Annotated in this window: 16 protein-coding genes and 1 tRNA gene; 7 read left to right on the forward strand and 10 right to left on the reverse strand. The window is 44.3% G+C overall.

Features of this window, described 5'->3' with window-relative positions:
* The first annotated feature begins 586 nt into the window (after positions 1–586).
* The 4 genes from FE394_RS06060 (at position 587) to xni (ending at position 6,006) form a co-directional block, all read left to right on the forward strand.
* Positions 587–2,308: a cholesterol oxidase substrate-binding domain-containing protein gene (locus FE394_RS06060; RefSeq protein ID WP_319925505.1), complete on the forward strand. Its 1,722-nt coding sequence runs from the start codon at positions 587–589 to the stop codon at positions 2,306–2,308.
* A 562-nt stretch (positions 2,309–2,870) separates the two neighbouring features.
* Positions 2,871–3,716, forward strand: coding sequence for an NADPH-dependent 7-cyano-7-deazaguanine reductase QueF (gene queF, locus FE394_RS06065; protein WP_319925506.1), 846 nt, complete (start codon positions 2,871–2,873; stop codon positions 3,714–3,716).
* Between the two features lie 101 nt (positions 3,717–3,817).
* Positions 3,818–5,185: a nucleotide 5'-monophosphate nucleosidase PpnN gene (gene ppnN, locus FE394_RS06070; RefSeq protein WP_319925507.1), complete on the forward strand. Its 1,368-nt coding sequence runs from the start codon at positions 3,818–3,820 to the stop codon at positions 5,183–5,185.
* A 62-nt stretch (positions 5,186–5,247) separates the two neighbouring features.
* Positions 5,248–6,006: a flap endonuclease Xni gene (gene xni / locus FE394_RS06075; protein WP_319925508.1), complete on the forward strand. Its 759-nt coding sequence runs from the start codon at positions 5,248–5,250 to the stop codon at positions 6,004–6,006.
* A 169-nt stretch (positions 6,007–6,175) separates the two neighbouring features.
* Here the strand turns inward: xni and FE394_RS06080 are convergent, their stop codons facing one another.
* From FE394_RS06080 to FE394_RS06115, 8 genes are all read right to left on the reverse strand, one after another.
* Positions 6,176–7,567 (reverse strand): TolC family outer membrane protein, encoded by a 1,392-nt coding sequence (locus FE394_RS06080; RefSeq protein ID WP_319925509.1) that lies wholly within the window; start codon positions 7,565–7,567, stop codon positions 6,176–6,178.
* Positions 7,568–7,572: 5 nt separating this feature from the next.
* On the reverse strand, positions 7,573–8,910 hold the full coding sequence (locus FE394_RS06085; RefSeq protein ID WP_319925510.1) for an HlyD family type I secretion periplasmic adaptor subunit: 1,338 nt from the start codon (positions 8,908–8,910) through the stop codon (positions 7,573–7,575).
* A gap of 63 nt (positions 8,911–8,973) precedes the next feature.
* On the reverse strand, positions 8,974–10,770 hold the full coding sequence (locus FE394_RS06090) for a type I secretion system permease/ATPase (RefSeq protein WP_319925511.1): 1,797 nt from the start codon (positions 10,768–10,770) through the stop codon (positions 8,974–8,976).
* 19 nt (positions 10,771–10,789) lie between these two features.
* Complete coding sequence (locus FE394_RS06095) at positions 10,790–11,122, reverse strand: protease inhibitor Inh/omp19 family protein (RefSeq protein ID WP_319925512.1); 333 nt, start codon at positions 11,120–11,122, stop codon at positions 10,790–10,792.
* 169 nt (positions 11,123–11,291) lie between these two features.
* Positions 11,292–12,722, reverse strand: coding sequence for a serralysin family metalloprotease (locus FE394_RS06100; RefSeq protein ID WP_319925513.1), 1,431 nt, complete (start codon positions 12,720–12,722; stop codon positions 11,292–11,294).
* Between the two features lie 372 nt (positions 12,723–13,094).
* Entirely contained in the window at positions 13,095–14,192 is a 1,098-nt protein-coding gene (rlmM, locus tag FE394_RS06105) for a 23S rRNA (cytidine(2498)-2'-O)-methyltransferase RlmM (RefSeq protein WP_319925514.1), read from the reverse strand.
* Positions 14,185–14,580 carry a DUF423 domain-containing protein gene (locus FE394_RS06110; protein ID WP_319925515.1) on the reverse strand — a complete coding sequence of 132 codons (396 nt, stop codon included), beginning with the start codon at positions 14,578–14,580 and terminating at the stop codon, positions 14,185–14,187. The genes rlmM and FE394_RS06110 overlap by 8 nt, the downstream gene beginning before the upstream one ends.
* A gap of 82 nt (positions 14,581–14,662) precedes the next feature.
* Positions 14,663–15,580: a transcriptional regulator GcvA gene (locus FE394_RS06115; protein ID WP_319925516.1), complete on the reverse strand. Its 918-nt coding sequence runs from the start codon at positions 15,578–15,580 to the stop codon at positions 14,663–14,665.
* A gap of 405 nt (positions 15,581–15,985) precedes the next feature.
* Between FE394_RS06115 and csdA the strand changes: the two genes are divergently transcribed.
* Both csdA and csdE read left to right on the forward strand, forming a co-directional pair.
* On the forward strand, positions 15,986–17,191 hold the full coding sequence (gene csdA / locus FE394_RS06120; protein WP_319925517.1) for a cysteine desulfurase CsdA: 1,206 nt from the start codon (positions 15,986–15,988) through the stop codon (positions 17,189–17,191).
* A gap of 266 nt (positions 17,192–17,457) precedes the next feature.
* Positions 17,458–17,916 carry a cysteine desulfurase sulfur acceptor subunit CsdE gene (csdE, locus tag FE394_RS06125; protein ID WP_319925518.1) on the forward strand — a complete coding sequence of 153 codons (459 nt, stop codon included), beginning with the start codon at positions 17,458–17,460 and terminating at the stop codon, positions 17,914–17,916.
* Between the two features lie 8 nt (positions 17,917–17,924).
* On the opposite strand, the gene tcdA is transcribed toward csdE, so the two are convergent.
* Both tcdA and mltA read right to left on the reverse strand, forming a co-directional pair.
* A complete protein-coding gene (gene tcdA, locus FE394_RS06130; protein WP_319925519.1) occupies positions 17,925–18,737 on the reverse strand; it encodes a tRNA cyclic N6-threonylcarbamoyladenosine(37) synthase TcdA in 813 nt (270 codons plus the stop codon).
* A 74-nt stretch (positions 18,738–18,811) separates the two neighbouring features.
* Complete coding sequence (mltA, locus tag FE394_RS06135; protein ID WP_319925520.1) at positions 18,812–19,906, reverse strand: murein transglycosylase A; 1,095 nt, start codon at positions 19,904–19,906, stop codon at positions 18,812–18,814.
* A gap of 227 nt (positions 19,907–20,133) precedes the next feature.
* Between mltA and FE394_RS06140 the strand changes: the two genes are divergently transcribed.
* Positions 20,134–20,210 (forward strand) — tRNA-Met (locus FE394_RS06140).
* Positions 20,211–20,349 lie beyond the last annotated feature (139 nt).

Genomic DNA, 20,349 nt, shown 5'->3' on the forward strand with positions numbered 1-20,349 from the left:
GATATGAGCTGTATCTCCTAAATCGCTATCGTCTATTTCAATAAAATTGAAGGATCATAATACAATCTATAACACCATCTGTTTAGTATACGTTCATTCAAGATCATTATTTAAAATATAAAAATCACAAAAAATATAATTTCAAAAATAAAGATTATAAAATAATGCACACACCGAAATAAGAAAAAAAGATAATACTCTACTCAGTAAGAGTATAGCTACCCAACATAAACATTACCTGTCGACTTTCTCTCCTGATGTCAAATATGGATATCGTGACTTTAAAAATTTGTTGATCATGTACTCGCGGTTGTTAAGTCTCTGCGGTTGCTTTATTGAAAAAATACGATCCACATCTCGTATTTAGATCGCCATTATTAGAAAGATTATTTTCTGTTTAATCTCATCTATTAAATAATAGATATGAAAATACCGACTATTTAATAAATTACTACATTAATACCAACTTTGAATAATCCCCTTGATTTTTATTTTCAAAACAAACCATTATCTCAATTAATGGATTTATTTTGAAATTTATATTAAAAACAAACCCAACCAAATAAAATATTAAGGAAATAAGAAAATGGTTACATCCAGAACAATCCAAAAAGGAAATAGTCCATCACAAAAAGATATCATTTCAGAAATTGAATGTTACTTACCTAACTTTCCGAAAAATGTAACATGTAAAAAGAAAACATTTAAAAATTGGTCCGGGGAAATCGAAGTTGATAATATTCCCTTTTGTATACCTCATTCTAATGAAGAAGTTATTTCAGTTGTCAACTGGGCATGGAAGGAGAATTATAAGCTAAGAGCCGTCGGACAGTCTCATAACTGGTCACCACTCATATTAGAAACAGAACTATTAGAAACAGAGCTATTAGAAACAGAGAGCACTGCCAAAAATCGCGTAATATTGATGGATCTTTCTAAACATTTCACTCTTGTCAATATAGAGCATCACTCTCAATTCTCCATCGTTACAGCACAAACAGGCGTATTGATGGAAACACTCATGACTAAAATGGAGAATAAAGGCGTTGGTTTCATCGCCACCCCAGCCCCCGGTGATTTAACATTAGGGGGTGTTCTCGCAATCGGCGGACACGGAACCGCCATTAAAGCAGTCGACGAAACGCTGCAACCCGGTCATACATTTGGTTCTTTAAGTAATACGATATTGTCCCTGTCTGCTGTCGTATGGGATACAGAAAGCCAGCAATATACCATTAAGCGATTTGAGCGAAGTGATCCAAATTGCGCACCTCTATTAACTCACTTAGGCAGCGCCCTGATTTTGGAAGTTCAGTTTCAAGCAGGTAAAAACCAGCGCTTACGCTGCCAAAGCTTTACAGATATTCCCGCTGCTGAGTTATTTGCCCAGCCAAAAGACTCAAAAAAGAACCGAACTTTTAGCCACTTTCTGGATAAAAGCGGTCGGGCTGAAATAATTTTATTTCCCTTTACGGATATTCCGTGGCTGAAAGTCTGGAGTGTGGCACCAACCAAACCCGTCTCAAGTGTTGAAGTTAAGGCTCCCTATAACTATCCATTTTCCGACAATATTCCTCCCGCCATATCGAATATCCTGGATAATATTCTGTCTCATTTCCCACAGATAACATCTGAAATAAGTAAAATACAATATGAGCTGGCACATGCCTCCTTACAAGGCGACGGAAAAGATATTTGGGGCTGGAGCAAAAACCTGCTGCTGTATGTAAAGCCAACAACATTGCGCGTTACGGCGAATGGTTATGCGGTATTAACTCGCCGTGCTGATATTCAGCTTGTACTGAATAAATTTTATACCGAGTTGCAAAGGTTAATGCGTAAATTTGCAAGTCAGGGACGATATCCCATCAACGGCCCTATCGAAGTTAGAGTCACCGGATTAGATGATCCCGCTGATGTAATGCATAAAGGAGCAGTTGTTCCCAGTTTATCCGCCATTCGTCCCCATTTGGATCATCCTGAGTGGGATGTCGCTGTCTGGCTCGATGTTCTGACCTTTCCTGATACTCCATACTCCATTGAGTTTTGTCACCAATTTGAACAATGGCTATTCAAAGAATTTGATGGCTCTTACGCTTCTGCCCGTGTTGAATGGAGTAAAGGTTGGGCTTACAGTTCTAACGCCGCATGGGAGGATAAGCATGTCCTGACAAAAATAATTCCGACTTCATTTACTGATGGTTTGCCAGCTGATAACAATTGGCGTTCGGCAGTTGCCACATTGCAGAAATATGATCCACATCACGTATTTAGATCTCCATTATTGGATAAGTTATTTCCTGATTAATATAACTCTAATAACTAGTAGGTATTCTTATTCTTACTAAATAGCGTTTCAAAATGATAGGAGTAAACCTTGTCCCCCGCGACGCGGGGGACAAGGTTACAAACTCTCACTATTATGAAAATTTATTTAGTTATCAATTGGTGGAGAAATAAAATGCATAGAGTAAGCCTATTTAATGATATAAACCAAATTGAAAATAAAAAAAGCGAAAACTAACAATTCAGCAATATTAAAACACACCAAAAATAAACATTAATCACCTAAATTTTCGGAGCTAAATACAGATAAGAAGACAGGCTAGAATTATCGAATAGTATTTTTCAACCAAGCTATCAATTTATTACTCATTGATGCCTATTTAGCCCGACATTCAGATATGAATGACCCAAAAGTCAATAGACGGCGGAACGGAGAAAAAAGACTCAGTCTTGCAAAAGCAGCTCTACGATGGCTCGGTGAACATGGCGAATAATGCACAATAAAAATACGAAGCTTTAGGATTCCTTGATACACTACAGACTTACCTCATAGTCTAAAAAAACTTCAGTTTTAAGGAACCCTAATGTCTTTATATCAGGATAATCAGGCACTTTCCCAACTTACGTTAGGCAAGCCAACCCCCTACCGAGATAATTACGATCCTACTTTATTACAGGCAGTTCCCCGCAGTATGAACCGTGAACCCCTCGGGCTATATCCTGAAAATCTCCCTTTTCACGGTGCGGATATCTGGACAATGTACGAACTCTCCTGGCTCAACGCACGTGGCATTCCCCAAGTTGCCATCGGCCACATCAGTCTGGATTCAGCCAGTGAAAATCTTATTGAATCAAAAAGCTTTAAGCTTTATCTGAACAGCTTTAATCAAACGCGCTTTGCTGACTGGGAAACGGTACAAAAAACCCTGCAAAAAGATTTATCGGCGTGTGCTAACGGCAATATTGAGGTTGTTTTATATCCTCTGCACGATTTCAGCCAGCAGCCAATTGCCGAGTTTGAGGGTGAATGCATCGATAATCAGGATATTGAAATTGATGATTATCAGTTCAATCGCGATTATCTTAATCATGCTGCAATCGGCCCTGTCATTGAAGAAACTTTAGTCAGCCATTTGCTCAAATCAAATTGCCTGATCACTAATCAACCCGACTGGGGTTCTGTCATGATTCACTATAAAGGTGAAAAAATCGATCAGGAAAAGTTATTGCGTTACTTAGTTTCTTTCCGTCATCACAACGAATTTCATGAGCAGTGTGTTGAGCGTATCTTCAATGACATAAAGACATTATGCTCACCTGAAAAGCTCACCGTTTATGCCCGTTATACCCGTCGGGGAGGTCTGGATATCAACCCGTGGCGCAGTAACGAAGAATTTACTCCGGCAACAGGAAGGTTAGCCCGCCAGTAATCGAATGATACCGCTTAGTGACAGGTAGCCAAACGGCTGGAAACAATTATTCCGGATACAATCATTATTGAGGAGATCCCTCAGGGGAAAAGGAGCCATTCTTGATTACACATGTCAGCCCATTAGGATCAATGGATTTACTCTCTCAGCTTGAAGTAGACATGCTTAAGCGAAGCGCAAGCAGTGATTTATACCGCCTGTTCCGTAACTGTTCACTGGCGGTTCTTAATTCGGGGAGCCAAACCGATAACAGCAAAGAGCTGCTGTCGAAATATGAAGATTTTGACATCAACGTACTGCGCAGGGAACGTGGTGTGAAGCTGGAACTTGTTAATCCACCAGAAGCTGCTTTCGTTGATGGCAAAATCATTCGCGCCCTGCAAGCCAACCTGTTCGCCGTGCTACGGGATATTCTGTTCGTTCACGAAAAAATTGCCAACGAGCAGATAATACATCATCTGAATATGGAAAATGGTATACACATTACCAGCACCATATTTTCTATCCTGCGTAACGCCAAAGCCCTTCATCTCGCAGAAGACCCTAATATGGTTGTTTGTTGGGGAGGTCATTCTATCAATGAAAATGAATACCTTTACGGGCGCAAGGTGGGGAATGAGCTGGGATTGCGTGAACTGAATATCTGTACTGGCTGTGGCCCCGGAGCAATGGAAGCACCGATGAAAGGCGCGGCGGTAGGACATGCACAGCAACGCTACCAGAAAAGTCGTTTCGTCGGCCTTACCGAGCCTTCAATTATCGCGGCTGAGCCACCTAATCCGCTGGTAAATGAACTGATTATCATGCCCGATATCGAAAAACGGCTGGAAGCATTTGTCCGTATGGCTCACGGCATAATTATTTTTCCGGGTGGCGTGGGAACAGCAGAAGAGCTGTTGTATCTGCTGGCGATCCTGATGAATCCTGACAATAAAGAGCAAGTCTTGCCTCTGGTCTTGACCGGGCCTAAAGAGAGTGCGGATTACTTCCATGTGCTGGATGAATTTATCGTTAATACTCTGGGAGTTCAGGCGCGCCAGTACTATAAGATTATCGTAGATGATCCGGCTGAAGTGGCTCGCATAATGAAAAAAGCCATGCCGCTCGTCAAAGAAAGCCGTCGTTCCACCGGCGACGCTTACAGCTTCAACTGGTCAATAAAAATCCATCCCGATTTACAGACTCCGTTTATCCCATGTCATGACAATATGGCTAATCTGAATTTATACCCTAATCAGTCACCCGAAAAACTCGCCTCAGACCTGCGACGTGCATTTTCCGGTATTGTGGCGGGGAATGTAAAAGAGGCCGGTATTCATGCTATCGAGAAATACGGTTCATTCAAAATACATGGTGATGCAAACATCATGCATCGCATGGATAACCTACTGAAAGATTTTGTGGGACAGGATCGCATGAAATTGCCCGGTGGTACTGCTTATGAACCCTGTTATGAGATAATCAAATAAACTCACTAATATTCAATGAGGCTGATGCCAGGGAATGAATCCACGGACGGAGCATAATAACCATGATACACCTTTTGATTGTAGACGCCCTGAATCTGATTCGGCGCATCCATGCAGTACAGGGAAACCCTTGTGTTCCTGCCTGCGAACATGCTTTAAAGCAATTAATCATGCACGCATCACCAACCCACGCAGTAGCAGTGTTTGATGAAGATGATCGGGGCCATAGCTGGCGCCATCAACTACTTCCCGACTATAAAGCGGGGCGCTCTGCCATGCCGGACGATCTACAGCAGGAAATGCCGCTGATTAAGCAGGCATTCAATGCACTGGGCGTCGCTTGTTGGCATGCAGAAGGACATGAGGCAGATGATTTAGCCGCAACACTGGCAACTAAAATTTCCGGTTCCGGGCATCAGGTCACGATAGTTTCAACGGATAAAGGTTATTGCCAGCTTCTTTCCCCCAATATCCAAATTCGTGATTACTTCCAGAAACGCTGGCTGGATCTGCCTTTTGTTCAGCAAGAGTTTGGCGTTACCCCTGACCAACTTCCCGATTATTGGGGACTGGCTGGTATCAGCAGCAGTAAAATTCCCGGGGTCCAGGGAATTGGCCCCAAAACAGCGGTTACTTTGTTACAACAAGCCGGATCGCTGGATAACTTATTTCAGGGACTGGAAAATCAACCCGATAAATGGCGGAAGAAATTAGAAAATCACAAAGAAATGGCTTATATCAGCCGCGAAGTGGCCTCCTTAAAAACTGATTTATCGCTACAGGGGAATTTACAGCAACTCAGGCTGAGTCATGCATCATAGAATCAATCATAGAAAGTCAGAATCTATCCCATTAAGCATTCATATCCAATGTATTCCGAGTTTCAGCTAATAAAAAACAGCATGCCTTTATCATCGGACATGCTGTTTCATCTATAACTTATTAAATATAATTAAAACAATAAAAAGAGTTACTTTATATAAAATCAGGTCAACCAAAATAATCAGAAATTAATTTAATATGTTCACCATTTAATTTTCCTGATTCATTCAGTAACCCAATCCAGGCTTTCATATAATCATATTTCGCCTGAGACAGATCCCGGCGGGCAGTATAGAGTTGTTGTTCAGCATTCAGGATATCGACATTCACTCGCTGGCCCAGCGCCACGCTTTTCTGAGTAGCTTTCACTTGTAATGCAGCCGCTTCCACCGCTGTTTCATAGGCTCGTATGCGTTTTTCGCCATTTACGCAGGCGTTATAATTGCGTCTTAGTGCATTCAGGATTTCTCCCGTCTGGGCATCCATCTCATATTTTGTCTTGCCATAATTTGCTGCCGATTGACGCAATGCCGCCGCAGTTCCCCCGCCATTATAGAGATTCATGGAAACCCGCAGGCCAACGGAATCTGTCCGGTACTTTTGATCGATACTGTTATCGCTACTGGATTTGTTTTCGCTATGGGAAGCGTACAACTCCACTTTCGGGAGGTATCCTGCCCGATTGCGTTCGATATCCTGATACGCCATATCAACTTTCTGACGGGCAGCCGCTAATTGTGGATTCTGGTGTAGTGCCAGTTTCTCCCAATCAGCATAGCGTTCTGAATTGAGTTTAATGGCTTTGAAGTGTGGAGCGTCTGATAAACGATTAACAGGTAAATCCATCGGCAGCGAGATTCCAACCAATAACTGCAAGTCACGGATAGCGGCATCCAATTCATCCTGTACCGTCAATTCATCAGCCAGTACCTGACTATAGCGAGTCTGCGTTTCTGCCACATCAGTACGGGTACCTTCACCAGAGGAAAATAGTTTCTGATTACGTTCCAGTTGCTCCTCATAGACGGCCCGTTGCTGCATGATCTGCGCCAGCTTATCCTGCGCATAGGCCACCGTCACATAACTGTTTACTACCCTGACCGCCAATTGCTGGCTATCAGCCCGAAAGCGGGCATCACTCATCAATGCATAAGCCTGACGAGTCCGATAACGCGCCCATGCTTCGAAATCGAACAACGGCTGAGTCAGAATAATTGCACCGTTATAACTGTCATATTGCCGGTCACGTCTCTCTTTGACGGTTCTGCGCCATCTGTCTACAGAATGAGATTCCATTTTCTGCCAATTTTTAGGTGCATTCTGGTAGCTGAGTGATAACTTGGGCAGCAGTTCTGCCAGCCCAAGATTTTTTTCTTCCTGCCCGGCTTCCTGCTCTTTGATTGCAGCCTGAAAGGTGGGATCATTCTGCAATGCCAGCGCATAAGCCTCCGTTAAGGAAAGCGCTTTAACAGAACAGGGAAAAAGTATCGACCACAGTACAGTCAAAAGCAGCAGCAATAACAGAGAACACTTATTAACAAGGTAGTGATATTTCAACATCTCCATTATTCCTCAATCAGCGATGTAGATGCCCTATCAATCAATGGCTTGAAAAGATAGCTCAACAGAGAGCGTGAGCCGGTTTTGACAAACACCTCAACCGGCATCCCCGGCTTGATATGCAAGCCCGCCAGTTTTTCCATGCCTTCAGGAGTAACCCTCAATCGCATCTGGTAATAAGGTTCCCTTGTGACCCCATCCACCAAACGGTCGGCAGAAATCACCGCCACATTTCCCGTGATTTTCGGCGTTCGGTTCTGATTAAATGCAGTAAACATCAAATCAACATCCTGCCCGACAGTCACTTTATCAATCAGATTGACCATCAAACGCGCTTCTACTTCCAGCACACTTTGGGCCGGCAGGATTTCCATCAACTTCTCACCGGAAGCGACCACTCCGCCTTGAGTAAACACAGTTAAGCCGACTATCGAGCCATCTACCGGCGCTATAATTGACGTGTGAGATAAATCAAACTGCGCGGTTTCAAGATTATTTTTCAATTCATTGGCCAATACCTGCACATCTGCCAGCTGGCTGCGTACTTCACGCTGGTAGTCTGCCTGACGCTGGATCACCTTCTGCTGTGTTTCCTGTCGCTGCTTTTCAAGCTGGCCAATGCGCCCCGTCATCTCAGCCATATTGCCACTCAATTCACTTTGATTACGCAGCAATTCCAGATAACGATTACGGGGAAAATATCCCTCTTCTGTCAAAGGCCGCAGGTTCGTGACCTGCTCCTTGAGCGAGATTAACTGTTGCTGCTTACTCGTCAGCGCTTCCCTCAACCCTTTAACTTGGGCATTCAGGCCCTCTTCCGCTTGCTGCATCCCGGTCAAATCACTTCGCAACATTTCACGACGTGACAAAAAAAGCTGTTTCTGCAACGCCAGAATGTCGTGAATACGGGGTTCCGATTGCCGGGTCAGTAAAGTAGGCGGAAAGACAATCGCATCCACTCCTTGCTGTTCAGCCAGCAATCGGGCTTCCGTTGCCAATTTGGTATAAAGCTGCTGTTTCAGGGAATCAATCTGAGCATTGACTTGTACTTGGCTGAGCTGAACCAAAACCTGCCCTGCCTTGACATACTCGCCTTCCTTGACCTGAATTTGCCTGATAATACCGCTAACGGGAGACTGTACCGTTTTACGGTTGCCATCCACCACAACAGTGCCGGAAGATGCAACGCCTTTATCAAGTGGTGCAAACGCCGCCCAGATGAAAAAACCTAAAATGCCAATACCAATAATTAGCCAGCCGGTTCGCAGGTAACGATTCGCATCCAGCGGCAATAATCCTGATGCTTCTTTTGAGGCATCTTTTGTATGAGTTCGATAGGGCATTTTTACTCCCAGATTGAAATATCCCAAAAACTGCAATACGGCTGAATCATGTTACGAAGTACGTTAGATCGCGTCTGACTGTTTTTGTGACGAAGACTGCACTTGTGACGAAGACTGTACTTGTGACGAAGGCTGAGCCTGAGATAGCGCCGCCATAACCTGCTGTGAAGGGCCAAACATTTTCATTTTTCCCTGAACCAGCAGCAGAATCTTGTTAGTTTGCGAAAGCAATGAAGGTCGATGGGTGATGAGCACCACTGTTTTGCCCTGTTCCCTCAACTGAGCTATCGCACTGTTCAGCGCCTTTTCACCAATATCATCCAGATTAGAGTTAGGTTCATCCAATACCACAAACGATGGATTGCCATACAAGGCACGAGCCAGACCAATTCTCTGCTTTTGTCCACCGGACAGCCCCGTACCACCCGTACCAATCACCGTGTCATAACCCTGTTCAAGATTAAGCACCAACTCGTGGACGCCTGCTTTTTTAGCCGCCTCAATAACTTTTTCAGGTTCGACGTCATTAAAACGCGCGATATTCTCAGCAATCGTGCCACCAAACAGTTCAATGTCCTGCGGCAGATAACCAATGGATGCACCCAATTCATCTTTATTCCACTGGTAAATATCTGCATCATCAAGCCGTACTACACCTTCCTGTGCCGGCCAGATCCCCACCAGCAAACGAGCCAATGTAGATTTTCCTGACGCGCTGGGACCAATTATCCCCAGAACATCACCACTGCTTAAGGCGAAGCTGAGATCCTGCAAGACATGCTGGCTATTTTTCGGCACCGGATTTTGAGCTGATTGATGTTGAATTGCTCGCATTCTGCCGGGTGGCATTGCTGAGACGTTCTCCAACAGCAATGTGCCCTTAGGCGGCGGCAATGACATGCCACTTTTGCGTTCTGGCTGAGCTTTCAATAACGCATCCAGCCGCTGCCATGACAAGCGGGCAGCACTCCAGCTCTTCCAGGCTTGTATCAATTGCTCAATCGGGGATAACGCCCGTCCCATCAAAATAGAACCTGCAATCATCATTCCCGGAGTAATATTCCCCTCAATCGCCAACCAGCCTCCCAAGCCCAGAATCAACGATTGCAAAGCCAAGCGCACCGTTTTGGTCAGCGCCGTAATGGACGCAGCCCGTTCACTGGCAATACGTTGAAAATTCAGAAAGCGCTCATGTAACCCAAACCAGCGATGACGCAATACAGGCAACATTCCGAGTGCTTCAATCACTTCAGCATTGCGCAAATTAGTACTGGCCAGATTCGCTGAACGTAAAGAAAGATGGCTTGCTTCCGCTAAAGGTGCCTGGGATAACCATTGGTTCAATACCGCCAGAAAAATCAGAATGATCGCCCCAACCAACGCCAACAATCCCAAATAGGGGCTAAACAGAAAAATGACGCACAGGTAAATGGGAAACCACGGCGCATCAAAAAAGGCAAACAGTGCATTCCCTGTGAGGAACTGGCGAATAGTCGCCAAATCATTGAGCATCTGCCCCGCATCTGTTGAGCCACTTTTTAAGTTGGATTCGTATGAAGCGGTATAAATCCTCTGGTTCAGACCCATATCAAACTGACTGCCAATGCGGATCACCACCATACTTCGGATATATTCCAGTCCTCCCATAATGGCAAACATGCCAAGCGTGATCAGAGTCAACATCAGTAAAGTCATTTCATTACTGGATGGCAGTACCCGATCATATACTTGAAGCATATAGACGGAAGGAACCAGCATCAGCAAATTGATACAGGCCGTAAATAGTCCGATAGTCCAGAATACTTTGCTGCGTGCACGGATAACATCCGTTATCTCATCTTTCGGAAAACGTAATTTCACAGCAATCCCTTCATCATTTTTATTTTGTCACTGCATTCGCGGTGCCACTAAATGTCATGACCAACTCCCTGCCATCAACAAGATAGGCAACCCATTGTTCAGACTCATGCCCAAAAAAGGCCAAACTATTGCCATCATCATCGGTCAATGTGATGCCATCGGGTGTCGGACGCCATCCTTCAACGGATTCTCCAAGCAACTCCGTCAAGCAAGGAGCACCGTTCAATGCCCAAATTGAGCCTTCGGGTAAACGGGTATCGGTTAATTCGATACTGCATAGCTGATGCCCATCTGAAAGTTGCCAGAATCCTTTCAACTCATCAGCGGGGGGAAGTCTCAAACTACTGGCCATACATCCTCCTACAAGAAAAAGGGACAAAATTATCGATAAACTCGATTTTGATAAGAATGAGAAAACAGGTATTGTCCCAAGACAGCGATATAACACGGTTACCTCCTTTCTACAGAATTGCCGTATTCATAAAGGAATACGGCAATATTCAGTTATAGTGATGACATCATCAGACGATGAAATCAGACTCAGTCAACGGTTGCCCGATAACTTTCACCAGAAAATCATTGCCAGCCAGATCACCGCCGAGGCTAATCGCCAAATCGTTTACATCATTCGCTTTATCATAAGTAAGCAGAACTTCTCCAGCCTCACCTGAGAACGAATTTACAAATTTGATATCGCCGCGACCACCGAAATTGAAGTAAGAGAGATCGATCTTGTCTTCACCGGAGGTAAAATCGTGGATCCAGTCTGGATTGTCTTTCAGTGATTCTTTACCGCTCAGATAAACAAAGGTATCTTTGCCTTCACCGCCCCAAAGATGATCACCGCCCAGACCGCCATAAATAATGTCGTCTCCGGCACCACCTTTAAGGGTGTTATCTGCGCTGTTACCGACCAGAATATCGTCACCGCTACCACCAATCGCATTCTCAATAACGACGCCGCGAGCGATAGAAACGTTGCCTTTCAAGCCACCAACATCAGAAAAAGCACCTTCATTCAGATTAATACGCTGATTTTGGCTAAAACCAGAGAAATCAAAGGTATCTTCGCCGCCAGCATCCCAAACACTGAATAACAGTTTGCTGTTAGCATCAGTTGCTGTCAGGAAATCACGATCGGTATTAGAATTGAAACCATATACGGTATCACCCTTACGGGTTTCCATATTCGCACCATAGAGTTCCTGAATGGCGGAAATATCATTCAGTAATGGTGCCGATGAGTAATTCCCTTTGTAATCCTGCCCCGTATAGCGCTCCTGAAAATAACTCATCACGGTATAAGCACGGCTATCTTCGAAGTATTCAGCGACATTATTATAAGTCGGCCTGACTTTATCAGAAGCATCATACTCAGCGGGATGTTCCAAACCTAATGTATGACCGATTTCATGGACAAATGTTTGACGCCCATATCCATTTACACCGATGTCATTATCTTTGAAAGTATGACTCTCAGAATTATACCAAGAATACGTTAACTTCTGTCCTCTTGGTAAAGTCGCAAATGCATAATCTCCCGTCTCACTATAATCAAAGAAGCCAAAGGTAATATTGGCCCCTGAGAGTTTACTGACTTCGGTGAATTTTACATTAGCGACATCAGACCAAGATTGTAGGGAAAGCCTCGCAGCCTCTTTTTGTTCATTATTAAAGGAACTGAATCCACTAATATCGAATAGAGGCATAACAGAGGGTGCTGTCTGTAAAAAATGATATGACAATTCTACCGTTCCAGAATGCACTACCTTACCCGACCAATGGTAATCACCTCTCAAAAGCTCATCAGGCGCTTTATCGCCTAATGGCTTATGAGCAACGCGAATAGAAGGATCATAATTCGGAACGTAGGCTTTGAGAAATGCATTTACATCCTGAACAAAATTAGAATCAGATAACCCCACATAGGTATATTTTTTCTTTGAGGTCATATAAATCTCCTGTACACGAGACAACTATCTTAAAACCCGAAATATTTAAAATAACGGGAGCAAGAGTTTTTAATTCTTTCCGGTCGATCCCGGAAATAAAACTCCAGAACAAAATAGCGCTAGTTCTTTCTCATGTAAAAACAATCAATATATCTTTTTAGCATATATATTAAACAAATTTGGTTTATATATTTAATTATTAATTCTCGAATGATTTTTTTTGACAACAAAGAAACAGTATTATTTATTAATAAATAATACTGTTTTTTACTACGGTAAATTAGCTCTAAGAAAGAATTATCTATTTATTTTTTTCTTTCCTTAATTGATTATTTCTAAAACAACCAAGAGTTCATTGATCATCCTCTCTGATTAAAAATCGCGCTCATGGGCATATACAGACCACATGCGACGAACATGTACCGTGACTTCTTCACGATCGTGATACAAATGTTTCGCCTGAATCTGAGCATTGACACCATTCTCTTTCAGTTGCTGCTCTATTCTCTGCAATATATGAGCAACTTCTTCGTAGCGTTTTTTCATCGGCAGCTTAAGATTGAAGATCGCCTCCCGGCACCAGCTTTTCACCAACCAATCAGTCATCAGCTGAGCAACTTTTGCCGGTTTCTCAACCATGTCACACACCAACCAATGAACGTTTTTCACTGATGGTTCATATTTAAAGCCATCCACACGGTGATGCTTCACCTGTCCGGTATCCATCAGGCTGTCAGCCATCGGGCCATTGTCTATCGCCTGAACCAGCATGCCACGCTTAACAAGCTGGTAAGTCCATCCTCCCGGACAGGCACCAAGATCGACGGCATGAAGACCGCTATCCAGACGTTCTTCCCACTCGTCATAAGGGATGAATACATGAAAAGCTTCTTCCAGTTTCAGCGTTGAACGGCTTGGCGCATCTGACGGAAATTTCAGGCGGGGAATACCCATATAAAAACGGGAATTGTTATTACTGTAGGAATACCCCACATAACAGCAACCCGAAGCAATGAAAAAAACATGGATTATGGGACGATGGGGATTTTCCTTTGCCAGCAAGAGCTTTTCCTGCCGCATCGCATTACGCAGCGGCACCGTAAACTTACGGCAGAATTTCATCAGCTCTTTGCTTTCATTGGTATCCGGTACTTCTACACGCAGCTCACCCGCTCGTTCAATCACGCCCATCAACATGCCCATAATCGGGGTAATGCGATCTTCTTGCGGTAAATCTTTCAGCAATTCACCCACAACCAACATTTGGCGGGCAAAAATCAATTCACTGAACGGAATTTCACGGATCAGACGATCGGCATCATCCACCTGATAACACTCAAACAGCACATATCCGCTGTTTTCTTTTACGCGGGCGAAACCGTAAATTTCTTTCTTACCCGCCTTATCAGTAATTTCTGCCGCACACTCTTTTTCAAAACCCGGACGGCAATATAAAGCAACTTTATTCATGGCTAGGCGCCAATTTCCTTAGACGCAGAGCGCCAATTAATACACATAACCAACCAATGAGAAAACTGAACCCACCGATTGGTGTCAAATACACCAAAAATTTTAGCGGTAAAAAAGCCAGGCAATAAAGACTGCCACTAAACAGCACAATTCCCGCCGTGAAAAAAATACCACTCAGACCAAAGAGTGCCACTGGCTGGCGCATCAATAAGGCTGCCAGTGCCATCATTGCGAGGGTATGCAGCCCCTGATATTGCAGGCCGGTATGAATCCATTCCATCTGACGTGGTGTCAGGACAGGGGCCAACATATGTGCCCCCATCGCTCCCAGTGCCACGTAGAAAAAGCCACTGATCCCAACAAAAACAAGCATGGCTCGACTGCTCATCACACAGCTCCTATTTCTGGTTAATCCCTCTTGGCTATATATAACTATCAGGTATAACTTCAGGTATAGCTATCGGGTATAGCTATTGGGTGATAAATCCTAACCTTTCTTGCTCAGTCGCAGCTTGCGTCAGTATCCATTTTCGAAAAGCCGCAATCTTGCCCAATTCTGCCTGATTATCATGGCAAACCAAATAAAATCCATTCTTACTGACCAAAACATCATTGAATGGGCAGACAAGACGACCTGCATCAATTTCGTTCTGCGCCATAACATTATTGGCAAGAGCCACTCCCAGCCCATGAACAGCCGCCTGAATCACCATGGCACTATGACTAAAAATGGGCCCTTGCTGAACATTAATCTGCTGCTGCATATCAAGCTGACGAATATAGGCTTGCCAGTCCCGCCGGGATGAGTCATGCAACAGAGTGTGTTTGGCAAGGTCAGAGGGCGTTTTCAATGGACGATCCCCCGTTAGCAGCGCAGGAGAACAAACTGGCAGCAAATATTCTGGGTAGAGGCGATCCGTCCGCAATCCCGGCCAGTTACCTCTGCCATAAAAAATCGCTACATCAACATCGTCGGCTAATTTATCTTCTTCCCGATCCACCGCCTGAATTCGGACATCAATGCCGGGGAAGCTCTGATTAAAACCAGATAACCGGGGCACCAGCCATTGAATGGCAAAACTGGGAGATAAACTCACCGTTAACGCTCCTTTAGCACTGCGCGCCAGAAGCTTGCGGGTCGCATCATTGATGGCGGTAAAAATTTCTTTGATATCGAGATAGTAACTCTGCCCGTCCTCCGTCAACAATAACGAACGATTACGACGGCGAAAAAGCTTTAATCCCAGAAAATCTTCCAGACTTTTCATTTGGTGACTGACAGCGGCCTGAGTCACAAATAATTCTTCTGCCGCCTTAGTAAAACTTAAATGACGGGCAGCGGCATCAAAAACGCGTAACGCATTGAGTGGAGGCAGACGTTTGGACATATTGGTTTCTTATATAGTGGTGACGATACCGGTAACTCTTTTCGTTTAGGTATTAGTTTTTATAATCCGAATCATTATAATTTGTCCATTGATGATATACCAGCAAATCCCTATAGTGTGCGCACTTCCTAAGCCGGAACGAAAAGTCTCTTTGTAGCGATACATTGACACTTTTGGCTTTGTGGTTGTGATGTTGTGTTTGCAAGTTGTCTGGGTCAACCAGGCTTTGTAGCTTAAGCTACTGTTTTTTTTCACTTCCTGTACATTTACCCTGTCTGTCCATAGTGATTTTTTAATGCACCGCAATTGCGGTGCTTTTTTTCTCGACTTTCCTGTAGAATTCCTCTTCATTTGGTTAAAGAAAAACTCATTCTTTATCACACAACGATTAAATAACTACCGTTTATGAAAGCCTTTGACTCAGAAAAGTTCCGCCTACAGTTCCCTGCTCTGCAACAACCGACCATATTTCTGGATAGTGCTGCGACGGCATTAAAACCAAACTGTATGATTGAGGCAACCGGGCACTATTACCAAAATCACAGTGCGACGGTGCATCGCAGTCAGCATTCCACCGCACAAGCAATAACTGCCCGTTATGAACAAGCCCGTTCTCTTGCAGCAGAATTGATCAATGCGCCATTACCGGAAGATATTATCTGGACGAAAGGAACTACCGAGGCCATAAACCTGAGCGCGCAAAGTTATTTCCGCCCCCGGTTGAGTGTGGGTGATGAAATCATTGTCAGCGAACAAGAACACCACTCCAATCTGCTGCCGTGGTTGATTCTGGCAGAACAGACAGGTGCCAGAATTGTTAAATGGCCGATGGGTCATCAGCGCCAACCAGAAATAGATACTCTCGCCGGGCTACTGAATGAAAAAAGCCGATTAGTTGCCATTAGTCAAATGTCGAACGTTACCGGCGCAACGGTAAACCTGTCTCAGGTCACAAAACTCGCTCATCAATATGATTGCCGGGTGTTGGTCGATGGAGCTCAGGGCATTGTTCACTCGCCTATTGATGTTCAACAATTGGATATCGATTTTTATGCCTTCTCAGCCCATAAACTGTATGGCCCGAATGGGTTAGGCCTGTTGTATGGCAAGACTGAGCTGCTGAACGCGATGTCGCCATGGCATGGAGGCGGAAAAATGCTGACCCAAGTCTCATTCGATGGTTTCATACCGGAAGCTGTGCCTTACCGCTTTGAAGCGGGAACGCCTAATGTTGCTGGTGTCGTCAGCTTTGCCTCGACGCTGGAATGGCTGAAAACCATTGATATCCAGCTCGCTGAATCCCATGCAATCGCCCTCACTGATTATGCCGAACAACAACTCAGCACTTTACCGGGTTTTATCAGTTACCGAGTGGCAGGTTCCAGCCTGCTGGCGTTCAATATCACAGGAATACATCACAGTGACTTAGCGACACTGATTGCAGAACAAAATATTTCTCTGCGTTCAGGACAACACTGCGCCCAGCCATTACTGGATGCCCTTGGGATCAGCGGCTGCCTGCGAGCCTCATTCATGCCTTATAACAATCAGCAAGATGCAGACAGATTAGTTAACGCCGTGAAATTTGCCCTATCGCTGCTGGATGATTAATATCACCTTGCCCTGATATAAAATAGCGTCTAACACCAGCGTTATTCTGGGCAATAGAATGGGAAATGCTATTATTTCGGCTTGCCAGTATTCAATAACTGTCTTCAGCGTGCTTAAAGAAACTGATGCCAGTGGAGGCTGGTCTGCCGTAGATTGGCCTAAAAGGAAAAAATAATATAAGGTAGTTTGAAAATATGACTGCTATGATTCTGAAACCGCTATTAAGCGAATGATTAGCAATACAGCACATGTAAGATACATAACCGATGACACAACTTTCAGACACCCTCCTTGCTCCGCATCCGTTTGGAACGGAAATCACGAAGCAACAACTTATTGAAAACTTCCAGCAATGCAAATTATGGGAAGATCGCTATCGGCAGCTTATCCTGCTGGCCAGAAAACTGCCGAATTTATCGGATGCGCTAAAACAACAACACATTGAAATGTCAGGCTGCGAGAATCGGGTCTGGTTGGGGCATCAATTACTTTCGGACGGCCGATTGCATTTTTACGGCGATAGCGAAGGACGCATTGTCAAAGGGCTATTGGCAATTCTCCTGACCGCCGTAGAAAGCAAAACGCCAGAACAGGTTTCACAAACACCTTTAGCCGAATTATTCCAACAACTCGGCCTGGAACAGCAATTGAGTGGATCACGGATCAACGGTGTGAAATCCCTGATTAACACCATTCAGGAAATTGCCCGTACTCATATTCAGTAAGTATCGTATTACAGCGTATTTTCCCGCTCGGCTTTCGCCACCATCTTTTTCAATGCGTGTGAGACTGCCACAAAACCGAAGGTCGCCGTAACCATCGTTGCGGCGCCAAAACCAGAAGCACAATCCATCCGCTTCGAACCATCCGCAGTGCTCTTCGCCGCACAGACTGTACCGTCAGATTGAGGATAAACCAGCTGTTCCGTTGAGAAAACGCAGTCAATGCCCAATTTGCCCTTGCCATTTTTCGCGACGCGATAATCCGATTTCAGACGTTCTTTCAATTTCGCGGCCAGTGGATCTTGTACCGTTTTAGCCAAATCCACCACCTGAATCTGGGTAGGATCAAGTTGCCCGCCTGCCCCGCCAGTTGTCACAACAGGGATCTTATAGCGACGACAATAGGCCAATAACGCTGCTTTTGGTCGTATGCTGTCAATGGCATCAATCACATAACTGAATTCTGCGGACATCAGTTCGGCTACATTATCAGGAGTAACGAAATCATCAATGCACGTCACTCGACACTCGGGATTTATCGCTCGTATCCGCTCGGCAATCACCTCAGTTTTTGGTAATCCCATATTCTGAACCAAGGTGTGCAACTGACGGTTGGTATTGGTGATGCAAACATCATCCATATCAATCAGCGTGACAGCACCAATGCCTGTACGTGCCAGAGCTTCTGCGGCCCATGAACCGACACCGCCAATACCTACCACACAGACATGTGAACGGGCAAATAATGAAAGCGCTTTCTGGCCATATAATCGGGCCGTACCAGCGAAACGCCGGAGATAAGCATCAGAGAGAGAAACTTGCATCGCTAAATAAATCCTGCATAAAACCTATCTCAATGGAGATAGGTTATCGATTGATGGTTTAAACTGAGGGGATCTTACTGGTTTGACGCAAAAACACCAGATGATGATTTCTTCAATACCCAGACACGTCCATAGTGATTATAGAAACCAGCCATTTCACCGGCTGTCTCACCAACGCCGTGATAAATATCGAAATGATTTCCTTTGATTGCACCACCAACATCTAATGCGATCATCAAGCGCATCCGGTACTGCCCGGAAAATTTGCCTTCATTATCCAGCACAGGTACTTCAGCCAATAATGCCGTTCCGGGAGGGATCAATAATTTATCAGATGCCACCGAGGCTTCAGCAACAAGAGGAACTGCACTGGCCCCCCTGACAAGGGTATAAGGCTCAGGTCTAAAGAAAACAAATGAAGGATTTTGTTCCAGCAATTCTCTCACTTCAGATTCGCTGTGCTGTTCTCCCCACTGACGAATGGCTTTCATTGACATTTTTTGGCCGGGAACTTGTTTTCGGTCAATCAGTACCTTACCAATACTGCGGTAAGCATGTCCGTTCTTTCCGCCATAGCCAAAAAAGGTCAGGGGAAGTCTGTCACCAAAATCGACATAACCACTTCCCTGCACTTCCATCATAAAATTATCCATCTGGGAATTACTGTACCCGATGATAAGTTTTTTATTCAACGCTCCATTATATATTGCTGCGCGATTTGGTAACCGGTGGTGTGATTTAGCCGGCATCCGGTACAGTGGATATTTAAATTCTCCCTGACTGACACGACGTGCCTGCAACACAGGGGTGTAATAACCCGTAAACCTAACGTTGCCATAGTTATCCTCACCTTCCATCTGGTAGGCGAGCAAATCAAACTCTTTTAAATGACGCGTATCCCCACCGGACAACATCCAGTGCTCAATCGCACCGAATGTTTCACGGTTATTGTTATAAAGCCGGGGAGATGATTCACGGATAAATTGAATTTGAGTCGCAAAATCCTTGGCATTAACCGGAGAACCTTCGGCATTAGGTGCATTAACCAGTTGGAGGTTATGGGTAATTCGGCCATCTTTATACTGCTGTGCCTGATCCGTCGGTAACTGACATCCCGACAACAACGAAATGACAAATCCACATAAAAGATATTTGTCCCAAAGTTTCATATATATATACCCTATCTCCAACCGTCACGATCTGACGACGAACAATATCAAACGCTAATAAATAATGAAATGTAGCTAGAAAAAAATAGGTTATCGTTTTACAACACGAAGTGAACGAAAACAAAACAGCCCGACTAACTTTCAATCAAAAAACAAACAAATTCAGTAAATACCAATAAAAAAACTTGCAACGGCTCAGTTCAAGAGTATAGTGTGCCGAAATCAGACGCGGGGTGGAGCAGCCTGGTAGCTCGTCGGGCTCATAACCCGAAGGTCGTCGGTTCAAATCCGGCCCCCGCAACCAAATTTTCTATGATGTTATTGTTAATGCGATATAACATAGACAAAATCTGATAGTAAAGAATGTCATCATTCAGTATTTGCATTCAATTTTTATGAGCGAATTTAATCATAAAAGTGTGTAAATAGACGGACGCGGGGTG

Source organism: Xenorhabdus littoralis, from assembly GCF_033949345.1.
Classification (GTDB): domain Bacteria; phylum Pseudomonadota; class Gammaproteobacteria; order Enterobacterales; family Enterobacteriaceae; genus Xenorhabdus; species Xenorhabdus littoralis.

Coding starts and splice junctions, on each gene's coding strand:
- FE394_RS06095 (WP_319925512.1), bottom strand. CDS start 11,122: ATGGCCAGTAGTTTGAGACTTCCCCCCGCTGATGAGTTGAAAGGATTC.
- mltA (WP_319925520.1), bottom strand. CDS start 19,906: ATGAAACTTTGGGACAAATATCTTTTATGTGGATTTGTCATTTCGTTG.
- FE394_RS06100 (WP_319925513.1), bottom strand. CDS start 12,722: ATGACCTCAAAGAAAAAATATACCTATGTGGGGTTATCTGATTCTAAT.
- FE394_RS06115 (WP_319925516.1), bottom strand. CDS start 15,580: ATGTCCAAACGTCTGCCTCCACTCAATGCGTTACGCGTTTTTGATGCC.
- FE394_RS06080 (WP_319925509.1), bottom strand. CDS start 7,567: ATGTTGAAATATCACTACCTTGTTAATAAGTGTTCTCTGTTATTGCTG.
- csdA (WP_319925517.1), top strand. CDS start 15,986: ATGAAAGCCTTTGACTCAGAAAAGTTCCGCCTACAGTTCCCTGCTCTG.
- queF (WP_319925506.1), top strand. CDS start 2,871: ATGTCTTTATATCAGGATAATCAGGCACTTTCCCAACTTACGTTAGGC.
- xni (WP_319925508.1), top strand. CDS start 5,248: ATGATACACCTTTTGATTGTAGACGCCCTGAATCTGATTCGGCGCATC.
- FE394_RS06085 (WP_319925510.1), bottom strand. CDS start 8,910: ATGCCCTATCGAACTCATACAAAAGATGCCTCAAAAGAAGCATCAGGA.
- rlmM (WP_319925514.1), bottom strand. CDS start 14,192: ATGAATAAAGTTGCTTTATATTGCCGTCCGGGTTTTGAAAAAGAGTGT.
- csdE (WP_319925518.1), top strand. CDS start 17,458: ATGACACAACTTTCAGACACCCTCCTTGCTCCGCATCCGTTTGGAACG.
- tcdA (WP_319925519.1), bottom strand. CDS start 18,737: ATGCAAGTTTCTCTCTCTGATGCTTATCTCCGGCGTTTCGCTGGTACG.
- FE394_RS06060 (WP_319925505.1), top strand. CDS start 587: ATGGTTACATCCAGAACAATCCAAAAAGGAAATAGTCCATCACAAAAA.
- FE394_RS06110 (WP_319925515.1), bottom strand. CDS start 14,580: ATGAGCAGTCGAGCCATGCTTGTTTTTGTTGGGATCAGTGGCTTTTTC.